The sequence below is a fragment of the uncultured Slackia sp. genome (assembly GCF_959608125.1).
Taxonomy (GTDB): domain Bacteria; phylum Actinomycetota; class Coriobacteriia; order Coriobacteriales; family Eggerthellaceae; genus Slackia.
The window spans coordinates 39301-59841 of sequence record NZ_CAUHPG010000006.1; the positions used below are offsets into that span (position 1 = coordinate 39301).

The 20541-nt window shown below is 59.0% G+C and carries 16 protein-coding genes; 4 read left to right on the forward strand and 12 right to left on the reverse strand.

Annotated features, from left to right (window positions below; all coding sequences use genetic code 11):
* Window positions 1–261: 261 nt before the first annotated feature.
* Entirely contained in the window at window positions 262–1989 is a 1728-nt protein-coding gene (locus tag Q6E04_RS03110; protein ID WP_303249346.1) for an FAD-binding protein, read from the reverse strand.
* Between the two features lie 257 nt (window positions 1990–2246).
* On the opposite strand from Q6E04_RS03110, the gene Q6E04_RS03115 reads away from it, so the two are divergent.
* The gene (locus tag Q6E04_RS03115) at window positions 2247–3689 is read left to right on the forward strand and encodes a helix-turn-helix transcriptional regulator (protein ID WP_303249347.1); all 1443 of its coding nucleotides are present in this window, start codon (window positions 2247–2249) and stop codon (window positions 3687–3689) included.
* A 40-nt stretch (window positions 3690–3729) separates the two neighbouring features.
* Here the strand turns inward: Q6E04_RS03115 and Q6E04_RS03120 are convergent, their stop codons facing one another.
* The 4 genes from Q6E04_RS03120 to Q6E04_RS03135 form a co-directional block, all read right to left on the reverse strand.
* The gene (locus Q6E04_RS03120; protein ID WP_303249348.1) at window positions 3730–4161 is read right to left on the reverse strand and encodes a PaaI family thioesterase; all 432 of its coding nucleotides are present in this window, start codon (window positions 4159–4161) and stop codon (window positions 3730–3732) included.
* A gap of 97 nt (window positions 4162–4258) precedes the next feature.
* The gene (locus Q6E04_RS03125) at window positions 4259–4453 is read right to left on the reverse strand and encodes a hypothetical protein (RefSeq protein ID WP_303249349.1); all 195 of its coding nucleotides are present in this window, start codon (window positions 4451–4453) and stop codon (window positions 4259–4261) included.
* 198 nt (window positions 4454–4651) lie between these two features.
* Entirely contained in the window at window positions 4652–6052 is a 1401-nt protein-coding gene (locus Q6E04_RS03130) for an APC family permease (RefSeq protein WP_303249350.1), read from the reverse strand.
* 244 nt (window positions 6053–6296) lie between these two features.
* Window positions 6297–7199 carry an acetamidase/formamidase family protein gene (locus Q6E04_RS03135; RefSeq protein WP_303249351.1) on the reverse strand — a complete coding sequence of 301 codons (903 nt, stop codon included), beginning with the start codon at window positions 7197–7199 and terminating at the stop codon, window positions 6297–6299.
* A 571-nt stretch (window positions 7200–7770) separates the two neighbouring features.
* Here Q6E04_RS03135 and Q6E04_RS03140 point away from each other — a divergent pair.
* Complete coding sequence (locus Q6E04_RS03140; RefSeq protein ID WP_303249352.1) at window positions 7771–8415, forward strand: dioxygenase; 645 nt, start codon at window positions 7771–7773, stop codon at window positions 8413–8415.
* A gap of 328 nt (window positions 8416–8743) precedes the next feature.
* Here Q6E04_RS03140 and Q6E04_RS03145 read toward each other — a convergent pair whose 3' ends face one another.
* Window positions 8744–9862 carry an aminotransferase gene (locus tag Q6E04_RS03145; protein ID WP_303249353.1) on the reverse strand — a complete coding sequence of 373 codons (1119 nt, stop codon included), beginning with the start codon at window positions 9860–9862 and terminating at the stop codon, window positions 8744–8746.
* A gap of 180 nt (window positions 9863–10042) precedes the next feature.
* Window positions 10043–11479, reverse strand: a complete 1437-nt coding sequence (locus tag Q6E04_RS03150; RefSeq protein WP_303249354.1) for a basic amino acid/polyamine antiporter — start codon at window positions 11477–11479, stop codon at window positions 10043–10045.
* Between the two features lie 474 nt (window positions 11480–11953).
* Between Q6E04_RS03150 and Q6E04_RS03155 the strand changes: the two genes are divergently transcribed.
* Both Q6E04_RS03155 and Q6E04_RS03160 read left to right on the forward strand, forming a co-directional pair.
* Complete coding sequence (locus Q6E04_RS03155) at window positions 11954–12919, forward strand: helix-turn-helix transcriptional regulator (protein ID WP_303249355.1); 966 nt, start codon at window positions 11954–11956, stop codon at window positions 12917–12919.
* A gap of 20 nt (window positions 12920–12939) precedes the next feature.
* Complete coding sequence (locus Q6E04_RS03160; RefSeq protein WP_303249356.1) at window positions 12940–13320, forward strand: DUF5655 domain-containing protein; 381 nt, start codon at window positions 12940–12942, stop codon at window positions 13318–13320.
* A gap of 170 nt (window positions 13321–13490) precedes the next feature.
* Here Q6E04_RS03160 and Q6E04_RS03165 read toward each other — a convergent pair whose 3' ends face one another.
* From Q6E04_RS03165 to nrfD, 5 genes are all read right to left on the reverse strand, one after another.
* Complete coding sequence (locus Q6E04_RS03165) at window positions 13491–16628, reverse strand: S-layer homology domain-containing protein (RefSeq protein WP_303249357.1); 3138 nt, start codon at window positions 16626–16628, stop codon at window positions 13491–13493.
* A 736-nt stretch (window positions 16629–17364) separates the two neighbouring features.
* Entirely contained in the window at window positions 17365–18150 is a 786-nt protein-coding gene (locus Q6E04_RS03170; RefSeq protein WP_368656399.1) for a slipin family protein, read from the reverse strand.
* Between the two features lie 166 nt (window positions 18151–18316).
* Complete coding sequence (locus tag Q6E04_RS03175) at window positions 18317–18721, reverse strand: GntR family transcriptional regulator (RefSeq protein WP_303249359.1); 405 nt, start codon at window positions 18719–18721, stop codon at window positions 18317–18319.
* 124 nt (window positions 18722–18845) lie between these two features.
* Window positions 18846–19514, reverse strand: coding sequence for a molecular chaperone (locus Q6E04_RS03180; protein ID WP_303249360.1), 669 nt, complete (start codon window positions 19512–19514; stop codon window positions 18846–18848).
* Window positions 19515–19539: 25 nt separating this feature from the next.
* Window positions 19540–20517, reverse strand: a complete 978-nt coding sequence (nrfD, locus tag Q6E04_RS03185) for an NrfD/PsrC family molybdoenzyme membrane anchor subunit (protein WP_303249361.1) — start codon at window positions 20515–20517, stop codon at window positions 19540–19542.
* Between the last annotated feature and the right edge of the window lie 24 nt (window positions 20518–20541).

The window sequence follows — 20541 nt, forward strand, 5'->3', positions numbered from 1 at the left end:
ATTCGAACACAAACTCGAACCATGGTAGCGGGACGAATCGCAACTGCCAAACGATGAAGGACAGAACGGGCTCGAAACGAGGCGCATCCACAGGAACAGCGCGGCCTCGAAACGCCCTGGAAACAAGATGCGAAAAGCGGGCCCGAAGGCCCGCTAGAGATAAGAACGCCGCATGAGGGGAGGGAGGGGCGGCGTTACGAGAGTTGTCCGCTTCGAGAAAACGTGGATCGTCGTCGCGTCAAATGGCGCGACGACGCGAACCTACATGGCGGCGACGACCTTCACCACATGAAGGGCCTCGGTCATCGTGCGGCCGCAAGCAAAACCGTGCAGCTGGTCGGGATAATTTCCGCTGAACACGCTGCCCGAGCAGTCGCCCACGGCGAAAAGGCCGTCGATGACGTGACCCTCCGTGTCGAGCGCCTGGCAATCGCTGTTGATGCGAATGCCGTCGATGGTGGTCAGCAGCGTGCCGCCCAGCGTGGCGCCGAAGAACGGCGGCGTACGAAGCTCGGAAAGGCGATAGGATTCCTTGAAGAAATCGGTATCTTCCTGAGCGTCGTAAAGCTCGTTGTAGCGTTCGCACGTGGCCAAGAAGGTCTTTTTCGCCTCGGCATCGAATCCCAGCTTATCGGCGAGTTCGTCGAGCGTGTCGGCCTTCTGCAGGCGGCCGTCTTCGAGCTGCTTCTGGAAGTATCCGTCCAGATCGTAGGATCCGTCCTCCTTCTTGAACGCCAGCACGCCCATACGAGTGCCGGCCGAGCAGCCCAGCGTGTGGAAGCGCTGCACGTCTTCACCGAAGTTGCCGTCCCATACCGAAATATAGGTGCCGTTAGGCTGCTGGGCGGCGGCGTGCGGAAGGTAGTCGTAATCGGCCGACTCGTTGGCGAAGCGCTCGCCTGCCATGTTCACTTTCAGGAACGGCTGCGTACCGGGGTTGAACTGGCCGTTGCCTGGGAACTGCGGGTCGCCGGCTTCGATGCTCTCAGGCGTATAGCCGGCCGGGGTTCCAGGAGCCACCAGGCCGCGGTCGAAGATCATCGTGGCGCTGGTAAGGTCCTTGGCGGCGCCTGCCCACATGGCGGCTTTGATGCCCATGCCTTTGTTGTTCTGGTTATAGCCCAGAGCCGTCACGCTTTTCGCCGTAACGGGAGACAGCGCCTCCACCATGGCGGGATTGGCCGCATAGCCGCCGGTGGCGAGCATGACGCCCTTCTTGGCATTGACCTGGACGTATCCGTTATCGGTTTCAAAGATGGCTCCGGTCACCCGACCGCCCTCTTCACGCACCAGCTTCGCCAGAAGATGACCGTAGGAAACCTCGTAACCCGCTTCGTTGATATGCTTCTCGAACAAGACGTTGCGCTCTTCGATGCCGTCGCGGCCTCCGTCCTTGTTGCCGTAATGATGCTCGAACGGAGGCGTATAGAACGACGTGCCGCCCATGCCGCCCGGCATATCGTTCTCATCGGCGATGACCACGGCGCCGGACGCGCTCATGATGCCGTCGACGAACGCGAACATATCGCCGGATTCGTCCATCCACATCTTGATGAGGCGCTGGTCGCAATTGCCCGACGAATAACGGATGATCTCGCCCATAAGACGCTGGCGATCGACGGGCTCGCGATCGGCGAACGGAGGCGTGTCGAGCGCCGCGAACCAGTGGCGGGTCGCTCCGACCTGCGTGCCGCCTTCGCACACCATGAAGTCGATTCCCTGATCGGCCGCATAAGCAGCCGCGGCCATGCCGCCGTTGCCGGCGCCCACGATCAACAAGTCGCATTCTTTGGTTTCTGCGATGTCGGAAATTTCAGGCGCCTCTCCCAACCAATCGAGCGCGCCGCCCGGCGCCTGTTCGCCCTGAGCCGCTGCGGCCTTCGTATCCTCGGCCTTCGACGGGGCGCATCCCGCAAGTCCCGCAGCCGCCAGCGCCCCGACGCCCGCCATGCCCGCCAGGAAACCGCGACGAGATACTTCTGCTGTCATACCGAATCCCTCCTTGATGTTCTTCACCGCAACGGCGAGGCGGTCCTTGCACCCGCCCTCGAACGCCGCCGCGAAACTGCTTCCACCCTAAGCGCCGACACGGGCGCCGTCACTTCCCCCGCCAGGGGCATTCTTGGAGAAATCCCAGGTAAATCACGTCACCCCCGCAGGGGTATCTTGCCTGAAACACCGATCGAACCCCTGTCGAAGGCGCGAAAACAAATACAATGGGCATCGGACAACAGGAGGGGGTATCCATGCATACCATCAGGGGAAAGCGGGCGTTCGCGTGCGCCCTTGCCGCCGTCGCGCTCATGGGCGTATACGGCTGGGTTCAAAACAGCGTGCTGTTTCCGCGCTTCGCGGAATTCTTTCCTATCGGAAGGGAGATCGATACGGCCGCACGAGCGTTGCTCTATATAGGCGTGGCCGTGGTGGCGAGCAAACGCCCCGATCTGCTCGACGCGAAAACCATCGCGGCCGTAAGCGTGGTGGCGACGGCAAGCGCGACGGCGCTGCTCTACGCCTCCGTCGTTCTGCAATCGATTGCAATGGCCGCGGCGGGCGTCCTGTTCTTCGAGCTGGGACATATCTGGACCGTCGTCTTCTACGGCCTTGCTATCTGCCTTTTGCCCACGTCGCGCCATACCGCGCTAGCCGCAGCGTTCGGCATCGCCGCGAGCGATCTGGTCGAACAGCTGATCGGCGTTCTATCGCTCGAGGCAGGATTGGCGGCCATGGCGGCGCTTCCTCTTGCAGCGCTCGCTCTGTCGTGGACGCCGGCGTCGGAATTCATGACGCGCATGCAACACGCATCGGCGCCCTCCGACCTCGAAATATCTCATCCGCGCGCGTTCCTCAAGCCCACCAATGCGCTTTTCGCCTGCATTCTGGTGTTCAGCATCGCCTCGGGTTATGCGCTCACGTTCAACGAAGTGGGCAACGCGCCCAATACCAGCCCCATTGAATGGGCGGTGCTTTTCGCCGTCGCCGTGACGATAGCGCTCACGCGCAAGCCGGGCGGCGAAGACGCGCTCTTCTCGTTTTCGGTGCTGCTGGTTATCGCAGGTTTCCTCGCGGCGCCGTTCGCATTCGGAAACGATACTGCGGCGGCCAACGCCTTGCTGCGCATCGGCCGGAACTGCTTCGACATTCTGCTTTGGATGACCGTCGCAGCGATCGGAAAGCAGAACCCCTTCGCGCTCATGATAGCCCTGGGCCTGGCCAACGCCGCACGCGCCCTGGGCACCATCGCCGGCGCCGTGGCAGGGCATACCGTCAATGACGTGGTTCCCCTGGGCGGCCAAGAAGCCCAAGCCATCACCGCCTGCGTTCTATTCGTGTTCGTCGCCTTCCTCTGGCTGGGCTTCAGGGGCTTCAGCTTCGAGCGAACCATCAACGCCGTCGAAACCCCTTGCGTCTCCGCGCGCGAAGAAAACCGCGAAGAATCGTTCGAAGACAAGTGCATGGCGATCGGCAAGGCACACGGGCTGACCGAGCGCGAGAACGAGATCTTCCTCTGCATGGCTCGCGGTCGCAACGTGGGATTCATCCAGGAGCATTTCGTCATATCGCGCAATACCGTGAAGACGCACGTGAAGCGCATCTACAAGAAGCTCGACGTGCATTCGCAGCAAGAACTTATCGATCTGGCCGAAAGCGGCGAAAACGACGAGGGCCGACACGTGGCTTCGCAATAGACCGCGGCGTCAGGGTCGTCGGGGCGTGCACGACCCTCGCCTAGCGGCGTTTCCTGAATCCGGTCACGTTCATGCGGGCCACCGGATTGCCGGCGGAATCGGATACGTCGACGCGGGCGAAGCACAGGGTCCGGCCGTCCTTTTCGACGCGGCATTCCGCCACAAGCGCGCCCGTCTTCGGAGCGCCGAGAAAATCGATGTTGCAGTTCGTAGACACCGTAGGAGCCCGCCCGATATTCGACGCGACGGCGAACGCGAAGTCGGCCATCGTGAACGAAACGCCGCCCATCAGCGAGCCCATGCCGTTAAGATGGCGCTCTTCCATCTTAAGTCCGACACGAGCATACCCGGGGCGCGCCTCTTCGATAACGGCGCCGCAAGCCACGGTGGCATAGCGATCGTTCGCGAAAAACGCTCGTACCTCATCGAGCGTGGCATCCCCAGCCACCAGCGGTTTCACTTCAACGTCCATTAAAATCGCATCCTCTCCGTCGTTTCCTGCGGCAATGATATACCGTGTTGCACAGGCGCAGAAAGTCATCGCCACGTCTTTTCTATTGCGCTGGCCGCTAGCTGGAATCCATCGCTTTTCCTTCTTGGTTGCGATGACAGGCAGCCCGAAAACCTTCGCGACGTCGCTCTGGCGCGATTTTCTGCACATTTTTTGCAGTAGGCGGTCTTTTCGGAAACTTCCAGCTTTCAAGAAGGCAGAGAAACCCCAGCTCAACGAAATCGACAAGCCTGATCGTCGCTTCGATACCCATCGTAAAGGGTCGATTCGGGGTCCGCATCGACCGCCAACTGCATTTTTCTTGCAACTTTTCGGGAAATCGGAGCATCGGCGAACGAATCTTGCGCACTTCATACGTCAGCGCGCAACCCTCGCGCAACTGAAGCAAAACGGCCCCCGCCATTCAGCGAGGGCCGCAGAAATCACGCGCCATGCAAACAGGGGGCGTCAGTTACACATCCAGATGCTTGAATGCCTCGGGAACTTCCTTGAAGCCCTTCGATTTCACCACCAGGATAATAAAGCCGATGACGAACCAGGTGATGCCCATGATGTAGGTTATCGGCTGGAAGCCGGTGAACACGTAGGCCAGGATGATGATGCCGATCCAGGGGCAAATCAGGTACTTGACCCAGTCGCCGAAGGTCTTGCGCTTGCCTTCCTTGATGAAGAAGAACCAGAACACCGAGAAGTTCAGCATGATGAACGAAGCAAGAGCGCCGAAGTTGACCAGCGTGGCCAGGTCGGCCATGCCCAGAACAGCGACCAACACCAAGGCGACGGCGCCGATGAACAGCGAACCGACCCACGGAGTCTTGTACTTGGGATGCACCTTGCCGAAGATGCTCGGAATAACCTTGTCGCGGCCCATGGAGTACAGCAGACGCGAGGCGGCGAGCTGAGCATTCATGATGTTGGCGATGCCGACGGCCACGATGTTGATGACCAACATGATGTTCATGAAGATATTGCCGCCGATGAGCTGGCAACCATAGAAGAACGCGTTATTGGCGTGCTCCTCGCTCCAAGAAGCCCAGTCAGGCTGGATGAGGGATGCGATATAGGTCTGAACGGCAAAGCAGACGATGATGATGCCGAGGGCGATAAGGATGCCGCGACCGATATTCTTCTCGGGATGCTCGGTCTCTTCGGCGAGCGTGGAAATGCCATCGAATCCGAGGAAGTTCAGGGCCGCGATGGAAATGCCCGCGGCAAGGAAGTTGAACGTGACCTTCTCGGGCTGCCAGACCGGATCCATATTGAATTCGCCGGCGCCGCCGCCGCCCATGATGAAGTTGCAGCCGAGCGCCACGAAGGCGATGACGGCGATGATTTCGACGGCGAAGATGACGAAGTCGATGCCTCGAGTGAGCGAAACGCCGCGAATGTTCACGAACGTGTTGAACGCGATGAACACGATGATCCACAGCCACCAAGGGCTATTGGGAACGAGCATGGTGCCCCAGTTGGCCACCATGGTGTAGAGCAATGCCGGCGTGATGCAGTAATCGAGAAGGATCAGCCAACCGGACATGAATCCCGCATGAGGATTCAGGCCGCGCTGCACGTACGAATACACCGAACCCGCGATGGGAAAACGGCGGCTCATGCGTACATAGCTCAAAGCCGTGAAGCCGATCGCCACGAAGCCCACCAAGTAAACCAGGGTAGACATGCCCAGACCCTGCTGCTGCACCAGGCCCCAGATGGAGTGCGGGGCGATGATGACCATGAACAGAACGCCGTACAGAACGACGTCCCAAAGACCCATGCCGCGGCGCAATTCCTGCTTGTAGCCGAATTGCTCAAGCGACGCGTTCGCGCCCTTGGCCTTTGCTTCGGTTTCCGCCATTTGACACCTCTTTCGTTTCCGAAGGTATATTTCCATCAGGCGCGATCGAAGCCGGATGCCGTGCATGGCCATCCGGCTTCGATCTTGTCTGATTTGTCGATGTTGTGAAGTTTAGCACTGCATCATGCTAAAGCAGACCAGGAAACGGCAGGTAAACGGCCCCGAAGAACCCCAGGCGGCAAACGGCTTTCCAGGGGCGGCAAACGGAAGCCGCGCCGCCCCTTTCAACCGAGCGAGAAGCCGCCTACGGGCGCGGTACCAGCGGGGCGAACTGCGGAAGCTTCGGCGTGCCGATGCGCAGCGAAAGCTGGACCTCGCACGGCTCGCAGCCCTGGCTGATTTCGACATCGGAGCGAATGGACATATACATATAGGTTTCGACGGCATCCCAGCCGGTCACGGCCATGAGCAGACGCTGCATCTCTTTGGATCCGTTCATCAGGGCCTCGTCGTACTTCGGCGCACTGGCGTTGACGTACCACTTGTCCTTGGTCTCGAGCACGGGCCAATGAAGCTCGAAGCCCTTCACCAGCTGCACCTTCACCGTGATTTCCGCGGGAATCTCGATGCCGGTGCCGCACAGCTCGCCGTCGCCCATGGCGGCGTGCACGTCGCCCATCTGCAGAAGGGCGCCGGGAACGCGCACGGGGAAATACAGGCGCGCGCCGCGGGTGATGAGCTTGTTATCCATGTTGCCGCCGTGAGCGCCTACGAAGCCGTCGATCACGTCGTCGCCGTCGGGCGCCGTGCCGATCACGCCGACCATGGGGTCGATCGGGAACTTCACACCGTTGAAATCGGCCATGCCGTCGACGATCTTGACCTTCTTGGTGCGATAGTCGGTTCCCTCGAAAAGGGGGCCGCAATGGTCGTCGGTGGCCACGGTGCCTTCGTCGGCCACGTCGATTTCGTAGATATCGACCACCAGCACGTCGCCAGGCTCGGCGCCCTCGATGTACACAGGGCCGGCGGCAGGATTCGCAAAGCCGTAGGTGTAGTCCAAGTCGGCCATGGTGGTGTTCTCGTCCGGGATGCGGTTGCTGAAGCAATCCTTCGTAACGAATTTCAAAAGCTCGCCGGGCTTCGCCGTAACGCACGGCGCATTGTCCTTAGAAAACGCGTAGACCTGTTCCTCGATGACCTGCATATGCCATACCCCTTTCGAACATCGCCGATAGACGCGGCCGCCATGCCCCTTGCATCGCGGCCGTATTTTCCCGATGCCACTATCACATAAGCGCCGATGAAAAAGAGCGGCGGATTCACCAGCGACCGTATTCGTCCGCGAACGCCGTCGGCCGGCCGAATACCGCCGCACGCATCCGCGTCGCTTGCAGGCGAACGGCGGCGTTTCGAGATTCCCCCTTCGATCGACCGTTCGCCCGCACCGGCGCCCGAAAACATGACAAGCGCCGTTCGCCCGTCGGGTCCGCGCGGGGCGACGACAATTGGAAAGAGCGTCGCGAAACGCCCCGATCGCCGGCACGCCGTACAATTTCTCGACCGCTTGGCGAAACGGTTCGCCAGAACGGCGAAAACCAGGGCGCTCTTTGCAAAATCCCAGGAAAACCTCGGTGTCGGATCGGTAACGCTCGGTAATGGCACCTCTTTGGCAGGAGCCGTATATCTACAATGCATTCTGTCACGAAGCCATAAGACAGGAGGTGAGCGGCATGCCCCATACCGATCCGTTCGTTATAGAAGGAACCTTGCGAAACGTGGGGATCAAAGTCCCCGAAGCCATCGAACAGTGCAGCGGCATTTCCCTCTACGGGCACTGCGTCAAATCGCTCATCTTCTCTACCGATATCGCAATCATCCGAAACAGCAACGCCGACGCCGTGCTGGCCGTCTATCCCTTCACGTGCCAGCCCGCCATTACCCAGGCATTGCTCTCCGCCGCCGAAATGCCCGTGCTCACGGGAGTCGGCGGCGCCGTCACCACGGGCCAGCGGGCCATAGACCTTGCCGTCCATTCGGATATGCAGGGCGTGGCGGGCGTCGTCGTAAACGCCTCGACCGACCCCAACACCATCGCTCGCATGGCCGAACGCATCGACGTGCCCATCGTCGTCACCGTAACCAAGCTCGACGGCATGGCGTTCGACCAAATCGCCGCAGGCGCACGCATCGTTAACGTTGCAGCCGCCAAAGAAACCCCGCACGTGGTGGCCGACATCCGCCGAGCTTTCCCCGCCATGCCCATCATGGCAAGCGGCGGATCGAGCGACGAATCCATCCTGAGCACCATCGACGCCGGCGCCAACGCCATCTCGTGGACTCCCCCCACCCTGCAAGAACTCGAGCGCCGCATCATGGACCGCCATCGTCAGAAGAACGACCTCACGTTCGTGGCGGCATAAACTTCGACGCGCCTTCGCGAAAACGAAATCCACTGAAGCGCCGCGTGCGCATAAGCGAGAAACGGCCCCTGAGCTGTCCTGCGACACAGCAGCTCAGGGGCCTTCCGCATTCTCGGCGTCTTCGCTTCGCATCGAATGATCGCAAAAAGAAAAGCAGCCTGCGACACCACACCGCAGGCTGCTTTTCTGTATTTGATCGGCTGGAATAATAGGGGCGTTCCAGCCCTCCACGAAAGGGGCTCCGGTAAGAGAGTTTGCTTTCGAATGGATGCGTCGATAAGCCGCGTTTCTGCGGCTGGCCGCGCCTGCGCGAAGCAGGCCGCCAAGATTAGTCGAACTGACGCAACGCGGCGCTCAGGCGCTTGAGGCCCTCACGAAGCGTCGCCTCGGGCGCGCAGTATCCCAGACGCGCACCGCGCGGCAGCTCGAAACGGCTGCCGGGAACAAGCAGGACGCCCTGCTCGGCAAGCAGGCGCTTGCAGAATTCCTCGTCGTCGATCGGAATGTCGAGCTTGATATAGGACGTGGACACGGCCTTCGGCGGCACCCACGAGACACGAGGCTCGTTGTCGACCCATTCCTGGGCAATGGCGAGGTTGTTGAACACGATCTTGCGATTACGGTCGAGCACCTTGTCGCGATTGCGCAACACGTGCACGGCAAGCGCGTCGTTGAACACGCCGTCGCAGATCATCGTGTAATCGCGATACACGCGGAAGCGGTCGGCCACTTCCTTGTTCGAAACCGTCCAACCGATACGCACGCCGGGAACCGAATAGGTCTTCGACAGGCTGTTGGACACCACGGCCTTGTCGTACAGGTCGGCCATGGAAACGAACGACTCGGTGTCTTGCAGCGGCAGATACACTTCGTCGGACAGGACGTAGGCGCCCACCGACGCGGCGATTTCCGCGATCTGCTCGAGCGTTTCCGCGGGCAGCACCGTGCCCAGCGGATTGCTGGCGTTGTTGATGCAGATCAGCTTGGTATCGGGACGAACGAGCTTCTTCAGATCCTCGATGTCGGGGTTCCAGCCGTTCTCCTCGCGGATCCGCCAGTACTCGACCTCGGCGCCGAGCGTACGGGGAATCTCGTACAGCGGCTGATAGGTCGGGTATTCGGCGATCACGTGGTCGCCGGGCTCCACCAGGGCCATCAGAGCGAGCAGGTTGGCGCCCGTCGCGCCGTTGGTCTGAAGGATGTTGTCGGGGTCGACGCTGCGGTAGAGCTTGGCCACTTCGGCCTTGAAGTCGGGCGAACCCTCGATCCAGCCGTAGTTCATCTTCTCGCGACCCAGGCGCTCGTAAAACGTCGCGCCTGCTTCGCCGTCCAGGGCGAGGATCTCGTCCATGGTCATCGAAGAGATCGTGGACTGCGCGATATCGTAGACCGCGCTTTTCTCCCACACGTTCAACCAGTCTTCGACGCCGATCGTTTTGATGTGCATCGTACACCTCCCCCGTACGGATCCGCCGCCAGGCGGTTCCGATCGATTGGGCGGAAGGGACCGAAGGCGACACAGGAGTCAGCCATGAAGCCTCGTCCGCAGCCCCTTCCGCACGCATTGAGAAAGCCGAAGCGAACCGACCGGCTTATGCAGGAGCGCCGATCGGTTCGCTCAAGCAGCTTAGAAGCTGATGACGCCCATGGCGAGCAGCACCAGAGCAAGGATGCCCAGGGCGACGATGACGCCCATGACGATCTTCTCGCCCTTGGTCAGCTCCAGGCCCTGGTCCTTGCGGGCCTTGGCGTACACGAAGAAGCCGGGGATGTAGCCGACGCAGGTCAGCAGCAGGAAGGACCAGCCGTTGAACAGAACGGCGATGACCTGGAAGGCGACGGCGACGGCGCCGATGGCCAGCTGGCCCCACTCGCGACGGCCGGCGGAGAACTTCACCTGGTAGGCCGCGGCGAGAGCCCACGTGACGACGATAGCGACGGTGCACATGGAGAACGCGAAGTTGTAAGCGTCCTGAGTCAGCAGCAGGGTGAGCATGAACACCTGGGTGCAGCCGCCGACGATCAGAAGGCTGAACTGCGGGGAGTTCTTGTCGTTCAGCTTGCCCCAAGAAGCGGGGAGCAGCTTGTGCTCGGCCATCTCGGACGTGGTCTCGGCAGGCAGAATGGTGAAGGACAGCCAAGCACCGAGGACGGAGATGATGATCGCGATCGAGATGAACGCGCCGCCCCAGCCGGGAGCCATGTCGTCGAAGACGTAGAGCATGGCGGGGTAATCGAGCGCGGCGATCTCGGTGTAGGGCATGTAGCCGTACGGAAGAACGGAAGCGCCGATGTAGATCAGAAGCAGGCAGACCAGACCGATGACGGTGGCCTTACCCACGTCGGACTTCTTCTCGGCGCGGGAAGACACGACCGTCGCGCCCTCGATGCCGATGAAGACCCACATCATGATGATCATACAATTCATGACCTGAGAAGCGATGCTGCCAAGACCGACGGCTTCGGTGCCCATCTCGCCCATGGCCACGGCGTTGTTGTACAGCGTGCCCCAGAAATCGGCGGTGAAGACGCCGGCGTTGAACAGGAAGACGGAGAACACGATGAAGATGCCGATGGCGGCGACCTTGCACACCATGACGATGGCGTTCAGGAAGGAAGCGCTCTCGACGCCGCGGATGACGAGCAGCGTCAGCAGCCACATGACCACGGAAGCGATGATGATGCAGGGCACGGTGTTGCCCGGCAGGAACGCGGGGAAGAAATAGCCCAGCGTGGACATCATCATCGTAGCGAAGGCGACGTTGCCCAGCCAAGCGGACAGCCAGTAGCCCCAGCCGGACAGGAAGCCGGCCAGCGGGCCGAAGCCCTCCTCGGCGTAGGTGAACACGCCGTGCAGGTCGGGGCGCTTGGCCACCAGGTTGTTCAGCGAGTAGGCCAGCATCAGGAAGCCGATGCCGACGACGAGCCATGCGATCAGGGCGGCGCCGGGAGATGCCACCTGGGCGATCTGACCGGTGATGGCGAAGACGCCGGAGCCGATGCACGACGAAATCACCATGCCGATCAGGCCGAACAGCCCGATACCTTTCTTCTTCTCCTCCATACGGATTTTCCTCCTTTGTCGATGGAGGCCGCTCTGACGAAAAATAACCGGCCGCGCCTAATGGAGCGGCGCGGCCGGAATCGCAAAGACCTGCCAGGCGAAACCGGTTCGAGTTCTTTTCGCAAGGCGAGTCATGCGAGCCATGGCGGCGCGTCCTCTCTCGCGGGCGCAGGCCCGCACGCACCGCCATACCTCGTCCGAGGCGGCGAATGACTTTGCGAGAGAATTGTCACCGCGCGCGCGGTCGGTGAAAAGGTATAAAGCGCGTATAGAACCGGGTAGAAATATGGTGTAGATGCACGCCTAAACCACCTAAACCAGCATTAAACCCCTGGTGAATAGCACGCGAAAAAGACAGCGGCGGCGTAAAGAACATGTGCGGATATGCTATAGACGACGTTAATCGAAGCAATCGCGAGCGCATAAGGTACTATACGGAAAAACGAATCGTCCGCATGGATAGCGAAGGTGCCCATGGAGCTCGCCCAATTCTATTCAGTTCTTATCGTTCAGCTCGTGTCCGTGCTGGCGGGAGCGGCGTGTCTTTCGGTCTATTTGGTATCGAGGCGCCGGACGTTTCTCTACGCCTTCTGGGCGTTTTTGTTCTACTTCTTCGACGTCACGCTGGTGTTCCAAGACAGCTTCGTCTCGCTTGCCATGAACCTGAACCTTGCGGAAGAGCGCGTCTATCTTGTACTGCGATCGTTCGCATCCATCGTTTCGGGGTGCGGCATCTTCGTGTCGCTCTGGTTTTTGGCGTGCGATTTCGTCGGAGAGAAGCGCAAAGCGCTGCTATTCGCGCCCGGCGTGCTGTTCGTAGCGGGCAGCCTGGCAACCCTGCTCCTAGAGCAAGGCGACCCCACGGCCCGTTTCGCGTTCTACGCCATGCGCGCGGCCCTGTTCGTATGGACGCTCGTCTTTCTGGGGGCGCGCTATTTTTCCACCCACGACGAAACCGAGCGCACCCGCATGAAACGCTACCGCCTTTTTTATGCGGTGCTTTGGGCATTCGGCATCGGATTCATCCTCGAAGACGTCTACGGCTTTTTGCTGGCGCCGCAAAGCGAGGCGTTCCTGCTGTTCTCGGCCGAGCGCAATTACATGGAAGAGGCCCTGATGCTGGTATGCGCCGCCGTGGCGTGCGCCAGCGCATATCGCGCGCTTTCGCTGCGCTACGAGCACCCGCCCGTACGCAACAATGACGAACGCGTCGAGTCCATGATCGACGGCAACCTGGAAATCTACGGCAAGAAACACAAGCTGTCCAAGCGAGAGCAGGAAGTACTGCGCCTGGTTTTGACCGGCCTGGACAACCAGAACATCGCGTCCACCATGGGCGTGGCGCCGAGCACCGCGAAGGTGCACGTGCACAACATCCTGCGCAAAACCGGCCATGCCAACAGGCAGGACCTGATCCAGGATTTCTGGAGCACGTGGTAAGAAAGCGGAAAGAAGAGGCCATGACGGATGAACGAACGGCGGCGTTTTTCGCTGGACATGAGACAGCCCTGCCTCTTTACGAAACATTCGAGGAGCGGCTTTTCGAGGCCTTCCCCGATGCGCACAGGAAGGTGCAGAAAACCCAGATAACCTTCAGCAACAAGCACGTGTTCGCATGCGTATCGTTTCTGCGCGTGCGCAAGAAGGCGGACCTCCCCAGCCCCTACATCGTCATAACGCTAGGTCTTTCGTACCCCCTGGAATCCAAACGGGTCGCCGCCAAGACGGAACCATATCCAGACAGATGGACCACGCATATCGTAGTCGGCGATGAGAAAGACATCGATGACGAGCTGCTGTCGTGGACACGCGAGGCCTACGCATTCGCCACCTCGAAATAACGGCGCCTACCTCACGCCGACGCCCTCCTTATACAAGAAATCGCCAGCCGCGAAGCAATGCGGCTGGCGATTTTCATTCATCTGGAAAGCATCCGATGGACGTCCGATTTTTAGCGAGGGCGAGCCGAACCCGCCCTCGCTTATTAAACTACTGCCCCGCCTGGCAATCCTTACGCGTACATGCCCCCGACGAAGCGCATGAGCACCGTGGCGATCTCGGCGCGGGTGGCGCCGTCGGTCGGATTGAGCTCGCCGGTGACCGAGTTGCCCGCGAACAGACCCTCGGCGACGGCCCAGCTCATGGCCTCGTACGCCCATCCGGAGACCTCGGCGGCGTCGGGGAACGCGACCTCGGCGCGGGCGGAGGTGTCCATGCCCAGGTAGTCCGCGTAGCGCATCAGGAACATGGCGACCTGTTCGCGGGTCACGGGGTCCTCGCCGCGGAACGCACGGCCCGAATCGGTCTCGACGCCCTCGAGGACGCCCGCCTCGACGGCCCAAGCCGCCGCGTCGGCGAACCAGTCCGTCTCGGCCACGTCGCCGAAGCCCGCGCCAGCCGATGCCTCGGGGTTCATCTCCAGATTGTGGAGCATCTTCACGAACATGCCGCGGCTCGTGCCCAGGTTGCCCTGGAATTCGAGCGTGCCATCGGCCAGGGGAATGCCGTTGACGATGCCGCGCGCGGTGGCGAAGTCGACCACGTCGCCCGCGAACCAGTCGGAGTCCTTCACGTCGGGCATGGCCTTGGCGTTGTCGACCACCTTGATCGTGACGTCGCCCTCCGCCTCGAACACGACGCTGCCGTCGGCGTTCACGGCGGACTTGGGCAGCACCGTCTCGTTGCCGTCCGCGTCGACCGCGAAGACCACGAGGCCGTAATTCGGCTCATCGCCTTCGGCCTTCGCCACGGGGACGGTCACCGTAACGGGATTGTCGGGGGTCACGCTCGCGGGCACCTTGACCTCGACTTCAAGCGCATCGGCGGCGTCGGCGACGGATTCCACGCCGGCAATCGGAAGCTCGACCGCGCCGGACTCGGCGTCCTTGTCGGAAACGGAAACCTCGGTGGAGACGACGTTGCCGCTTTCGTCCTTCGACACGACGGACTCGGTGCCGTTCGCGGTCTCGTGCGTGACCGTCTGCGAGCCGTCGGGCTTGGTCACGGTCGTGGTGGTGGAACCGTCGGCATTGTGCTCGACCTCGGTCTTGTCGCCGGGGGTGACGGTGCCGCCGCCCGTGGGCGGAACGTACGTATTCAAGTCGCTATCGAGCATGGCGTCGCGAACGTAGTAGACATCGGCACCTTCGACATTCGTCTTCATGCCGTCGGGAATCTGCGTGGCACTCGGCGCTTCGCCGCCCCAGAAGTTCTTGGAAACATCGACTTTGGCGTCTCCCAGGTCGTCGCTCTTTGCGAGATAGGAGTCAGCGGAAATCTTGTTCTTTTCGAACGCCGCAGGGGCTGCATAGAACTTAAGCCTGCACACGCCATCGAACGTATTGCCAGACACCTTCACGGAAGCACCGCAAACGTTCAGCTTGCCTTCTGCATCCTTGGCCCCGACCACGGTATTGCCAGAGAAAACGCCGTTCGGAGACTTCATGATCACCGAGTAATCGCAATTCTTGATGGTGCAGTTCTTAATGAAAAGGGAGTCGACCTTCCCTTCCTCGGAATCGTAAACAGCCGATCCCATACCGTCGAAAACGCAGCCATCGATAGAAACGGCCTCATCTGCCGCATCGGTGCCGTCGACCGAGATACCGAACGAGAGGTTCTTATTGCCCTTGATCGCCACCTTCGAGAAAGAATCTCCCGGCGCTGCGGAAAATGCGCGGTACGGGAACGGCGATGCGTTCGGAATATCGCTCAGGTCGATGATCAGATCACTGAACGCATTTCCGCCATTGGACTGAACGAGGGCGTTATGGTTGTCGCCGCTCTCGATGGCATTCACCTTCAAAGTGTGGCCGCCGCCATTGACGGTAATGCCCGAAACATTCCAAATCTGGTCCCAGGAGCCTACGGTCACATCGCTCAGCAGCTTCACCGTATCGCCCGCCTTAGCGTTCTTGATCGCCTCGGCAAAAGTGAAATACGACGTCTCGACGCCGTTGGACTCGACCGTCGCCACATGGCCGGTGCTGACCTCCGTGTCGTCCTTTGCGACGGGCACGGTCTGGCCCTTGCTCCAGTCGACCCCGGATGCGCCGTGGAAGCCGGGAGATTGCAGCGACACGGAAGCCTCGGTGCCCGAAATGGCCAACTTCGGCATGGACGCGTTCTTTCCCGTACGACCTTCGCCAAGCAGGATGTCGCCATTGACGGTCGGCGAATTTCCGTCCGTGTAATTGAAGGCCGCATTTTTCACCGTAAGGTTCGAGGTGCTTCCCTCGACTGTATTGAGAACGCGAATCGGCGCCAGATACTTCCTCAGATCGCTTCCCTCTGCGCCCGCCAGCCCCTCGGTGCCGCAGTTCGTAAACACGCAGTTTTCCACCGTAATGGCCTGATGGCCCGCACTCTTATTATTCAGATTGAGAGCGAGAGCCATGTTCTCGAACTCGGTATCCCTGACCGTCACCGAACCAACAGCATTCGTGTAAATGGCGGTGTCTTGATATCCCCACTTTTTACCATCATAGGAGCAGCTGTTAAGTTCTATGACGTTTTCGCCGGACGTGCCCGAAATATAGACACGCTGCATGTCTTTGCAGTTGTTGAACTTAGCAATGATTTTATATGCGGAATTGCGCTGTCCCCAAAGGGCAATGCCGTTCAGGTCATTGACCTCGATTTCGATGTCCGACGTGAGATAGCTGCCGTCAGCCGCCTGCTTTCCTGTCGCACGATCGTATTTATAGGTGTCGACCTCGATATCGTGCTCGCCGCCCTCGGTCACCGTTGCACCATTGCCCCAAATGGTGATGCTGTCAGCAACATGCGCATGAGTCATGGAGCCAAGATCGGCACCGGGCTTGCAATACAGCACAGCCTCGCCTTCAGGGCCATCCTTGTAGTATTCAGCCAAAGCATCGAAAAGAGTCTCGCTGTATACGAGCTGCCCGCTTTTATTCTTAAACACACACGTATTGCCGTCCGTGAACGATTCCGCGGTTACCCCTTCCGGCAGAACGACACGAACCTGCCCGGCGACATCGTTCGAAGAATCGTTCTGGCCCGCCTCGGACGCAGCAGGCAACCCCGCCGCATCTTGATCGGCGAAAGCGACCCCCGTACCGGTCAACGTCAATGCCGCACACAAGCCCACGGTAGCGACGACTTTAACACCCCTGACATTGGACATGCATCCACTCCGTTCTCTCTAGCGAAGGCGCTACGCCATCGCGCTGAACATAGCGCGATAATACCCCACCGGTGCTCGAATCGTTTGTAAAATATAGTTTTGCCTGCTGAAAAAAATACGCTGATGACCAGGTGCGACAGCCCATCGGACGAACCGACCGCATACGGCGTACAAACCGCCGTCGGCCCTCGGGGAAACGATGAATAGGAGCGGGCTTTTTGCCGAATCCGTCGGAAAGCAGCGAGGTTTGGTCTCGGAGGACTATATTCGCCGCGCGCACGTCACCTGCAAATGCCGAATCAACGCCCCATCGTCGAGGCACTGGCGGAGAAAACCAATAGCATTCGCCTTCAGCCCAATCAGAAAAGAGAACCACCGCTCAAGCCCTGTTCAAATATCTCTCGGACTTAATGAACGCGGAGAATAAAAAAGGCACCCGATGGATGCCTGAGAATTTGGTCGCGGGGGCCGGATTTGAACCGACGGCTCCATCAAGCTTCTCGAAATCTAAAACGCCGCTAAGGAACCTATTCATTCTTTACGGTGCTCCAGATAAACCCACTCACAAAAAACTCCGTCTCAGCAAACGCAGAGGTTCCGATGACGAATCAAGGGCACACCGACTGCAGCGAAAACACGGCATAACGGCACGAAGCACCAAAGAATATGTTCGGCATTCAGGCCCCTTCCGGCATGATGACCGCACTCAAAAAAATCCGATTCGCCGAAAAGCACCTCATCCCTTTCCGCCCACATTGAAGGCGCCGGCAAGGTCGCTCGGTGCAAGCAGCACGCCGCCTGAACTACACACGCCCTCGTAAGCCAGGTTCATCGCGCGAAGCTTCATAGCGTCGGGATTTTCCGCATATACATCGGCAGCTTCTACAAACATTTCAGAAATATCCTTTTCGACCTCGGCCAGGATGATGCGCGCATTCCGCTCGCGCTCGGCCTGCGCCTCTCGAGAAAGGGCATCCTGCAATTCTTCAGGAATGACGATGTCGCGAATCTCGACAGACAATACAGTGATTCCCCATGCTTCGCATTTGGAATCGAGCATCTTTTCGAGCTCGTGGTCGATCTGCTTTCTCCTGGTTGAAATGTCGGCAAGATTCAACTGGCCTATAGCATCGCGAAGCGCGGTTTGCGCAGTACGTAAAACGGCTTTCGGATAGTTTTTCACTTCCAAGCACGCCTTCTTGGCATCCCAGACCATCCAAAATAAAATGGCATCCACATCAACAGGAACCAAATCGGCAGTCAAAGCCGCCTCGGCAGAAAACGATGTCGTCATGGTGCGCTGGTCTATATGGATGGCAATCGAATCGACGAACGGAATGCAGAAATACAACCCCGGACCTGCAATTCTGCGAAACTTGCCGAAACGCAGAATCACAACACGCTCCCACTCTGGAACCACATGCACGCTCATGGCGGCAACGACGCCGACGCATGCCGCCAAGACGAACGTCATTACCGTCAACGGAGCAAGTAAATACCAAGCCCCCACGAACAGCAGCATAGATGCACAAAACGCGATCGAAGCGAACCCGTACACGCTTATACGTGAAGCGTCGTTGGGGTCGAACTCCGTATCGGCGACCTGCCTACGGGACGATTCCGACCGCGCGGTCTCGCTTTGCTGCTTTACTCTACGAAACGCCATCTTATCCCCCTACCGCTCAAGATCACTTATTGAACTCGGCTAAACGGCCTTCAAGCAACAGAACTATTCGTGAGGCAGGTATTCCCAATTCCAGACACTTTCGAATATAGTCATCCGTAAGAACTTCCGCCTCGCCCTTGGAGCCGCTCTCATCATGACCGCAGATGGGCGCGACGAACGTACCCCTTCCCCTCATGGAATTGATATATCCATCACGCTCGATATCTTGGTACACCTTGCTTACCGTGTTGTAATTGATGCCAAGACTGACGGAGAGTTCACGAACGGTCGGAAGACGCTCCCCTTCTTCGAAGATTCCCGATTCGATAAGGTATACCAACCTGTGACGAAGCTGCAGCCAGATAGGCATACCGCTGTCCTGATCGATTGAAATGAGGGATTTCTTATCTTCTGCGCTAGCGCTCAAACCAGTTAACCTTCGAATTGCATGTTCCGGGATATTTTACTATCAAAGCCAAGCATACCCTAAACAGCGAGGTCGTACCGAAAAAAGACGGTACGACCTCATAACACTTCGAGAAAAGACGAAGTTAGATTTCGATAAGATGCTTACGTTCGCCATCCAAGAATTCTTCAAGGTATTCGGCAACGCCTTTGTAGAATAGCGTTCCAGCATACTGAGAAAGCTCATCGGCGAACATAGGAGCCCACCGGTCAAGGTGGTCCTCGAAAAACGCCTTCTGCGCCGACACGATGGAGGCGAGACGAGAATCGATAGAAATCGATTCATCTTCAGCGCTCGCCACGGACGCCATATGGCACAGTTCGCTTTCCAATTCGCATAGATGGGCCATGAAGAGCATCTCCATAGAGATGTGATCCTCCGGCCAATCGAAGGAGTCCTTGTCAACGGCCAGGTTATAGAAACGATAAATATCGAGCACCTGATTACGCTGCTCCTGCATAATCACATGGTTGCCGCTCAAATAAACCGACTCAGAGGTGAATACGGGATGAGCCGACATATTGAGGAACAAGGCGCAGAATTCAGAACGTATGTCCTGGGTGATCCGCTCGAAATCGGATTCTTCAAGCGTATTCACGAATTCCGCGAGCTTGCTCCCCTCGACGGCCTCGAAAGAAGCCATGTTGGCAACGAAATCCTCGGTTACCTCCGTACTGAATACATCGGCAAAAAACATGTACGCCATGCGACGAGCGTCAGCGACGAGAAATCGCTCACCGTAGTCCAAAGACATCCTTGTTCCTCCTTAGCGAAGCACATTAACCGATAAGCGTATATACACCTAGCATTGCTTGGTAGGCATCCGGGCTCACAAGAACGGCATGCATGCCGCCTGTAAGGATCACGAAACGAAGAGTGAAGCCTCCCACCAGAGCGCAGGCAGCTGCAGCGAAATGCAGCAGACGGGAAAGCTCGGGGTTGCGCACGACATGCGCCAACTCAAGAACGGTAAGCACGAACGGAATAACCAGTCCGACAATCACCACGAGCACCCAGAACTGAATGCTCAAATCGCCATGAAGCAACGTGTTCGCACTAAGAACCTGGCTTGTCGAGCCTTCGAGATGCATGAAGAACAACGCCGCAAGCGTACACGCTTCAAGCACGATGAGCGCCACCAAGGCGATGCTTACGCGCTTGATGAACGCCGCCGCTCCGTCCGATTTCTCGAGCAGAAGAGCGACAAGAACGACGCTTGCGCCGGCATCCAGCGCCGAAACGGTGAACAGCACCGGAATAAGCGGGGTGTTCCACAGCGGAATGCTATGGGCGCTCCACAGAAGGACGCCCGTATACATCGCGACACCCAAACCGAACAGTGCTCCCGCCACCATGCATACCTTTGAAATGGCCTCGGCACGACGGGCGAGAGGCCTGCAGAATGCCTCGACGATAGACACGATTTTCGGGGTAGAAAACACCGAGCAAAGCCCCATGAACGCCACTGCGGCAAACAGCAGCCATGCGCCGATAGCCATCCAGGAGTTCAGGTTCACGAAGCTCTTCCACATCATCATGGCCTGGAAGGGCTTGGAAACGTCAACTACCAGGAATAACAAACCTACCACCAAAGCAATGGTGCTTGTCCAAGTTCCGATGACCGTGACCCTGGGGAATGCGTTCTTGCTCAAAAACCTTACGAGGGTGACGACGAAAAACGCCCCGCCGGCAAGACCCCCCAAGAACAAATATATGGCGGGCTCCCATACCCATGTGGTCTGAATCACACCAGACATCGGGTTACCTCCTCTCTAAGACGA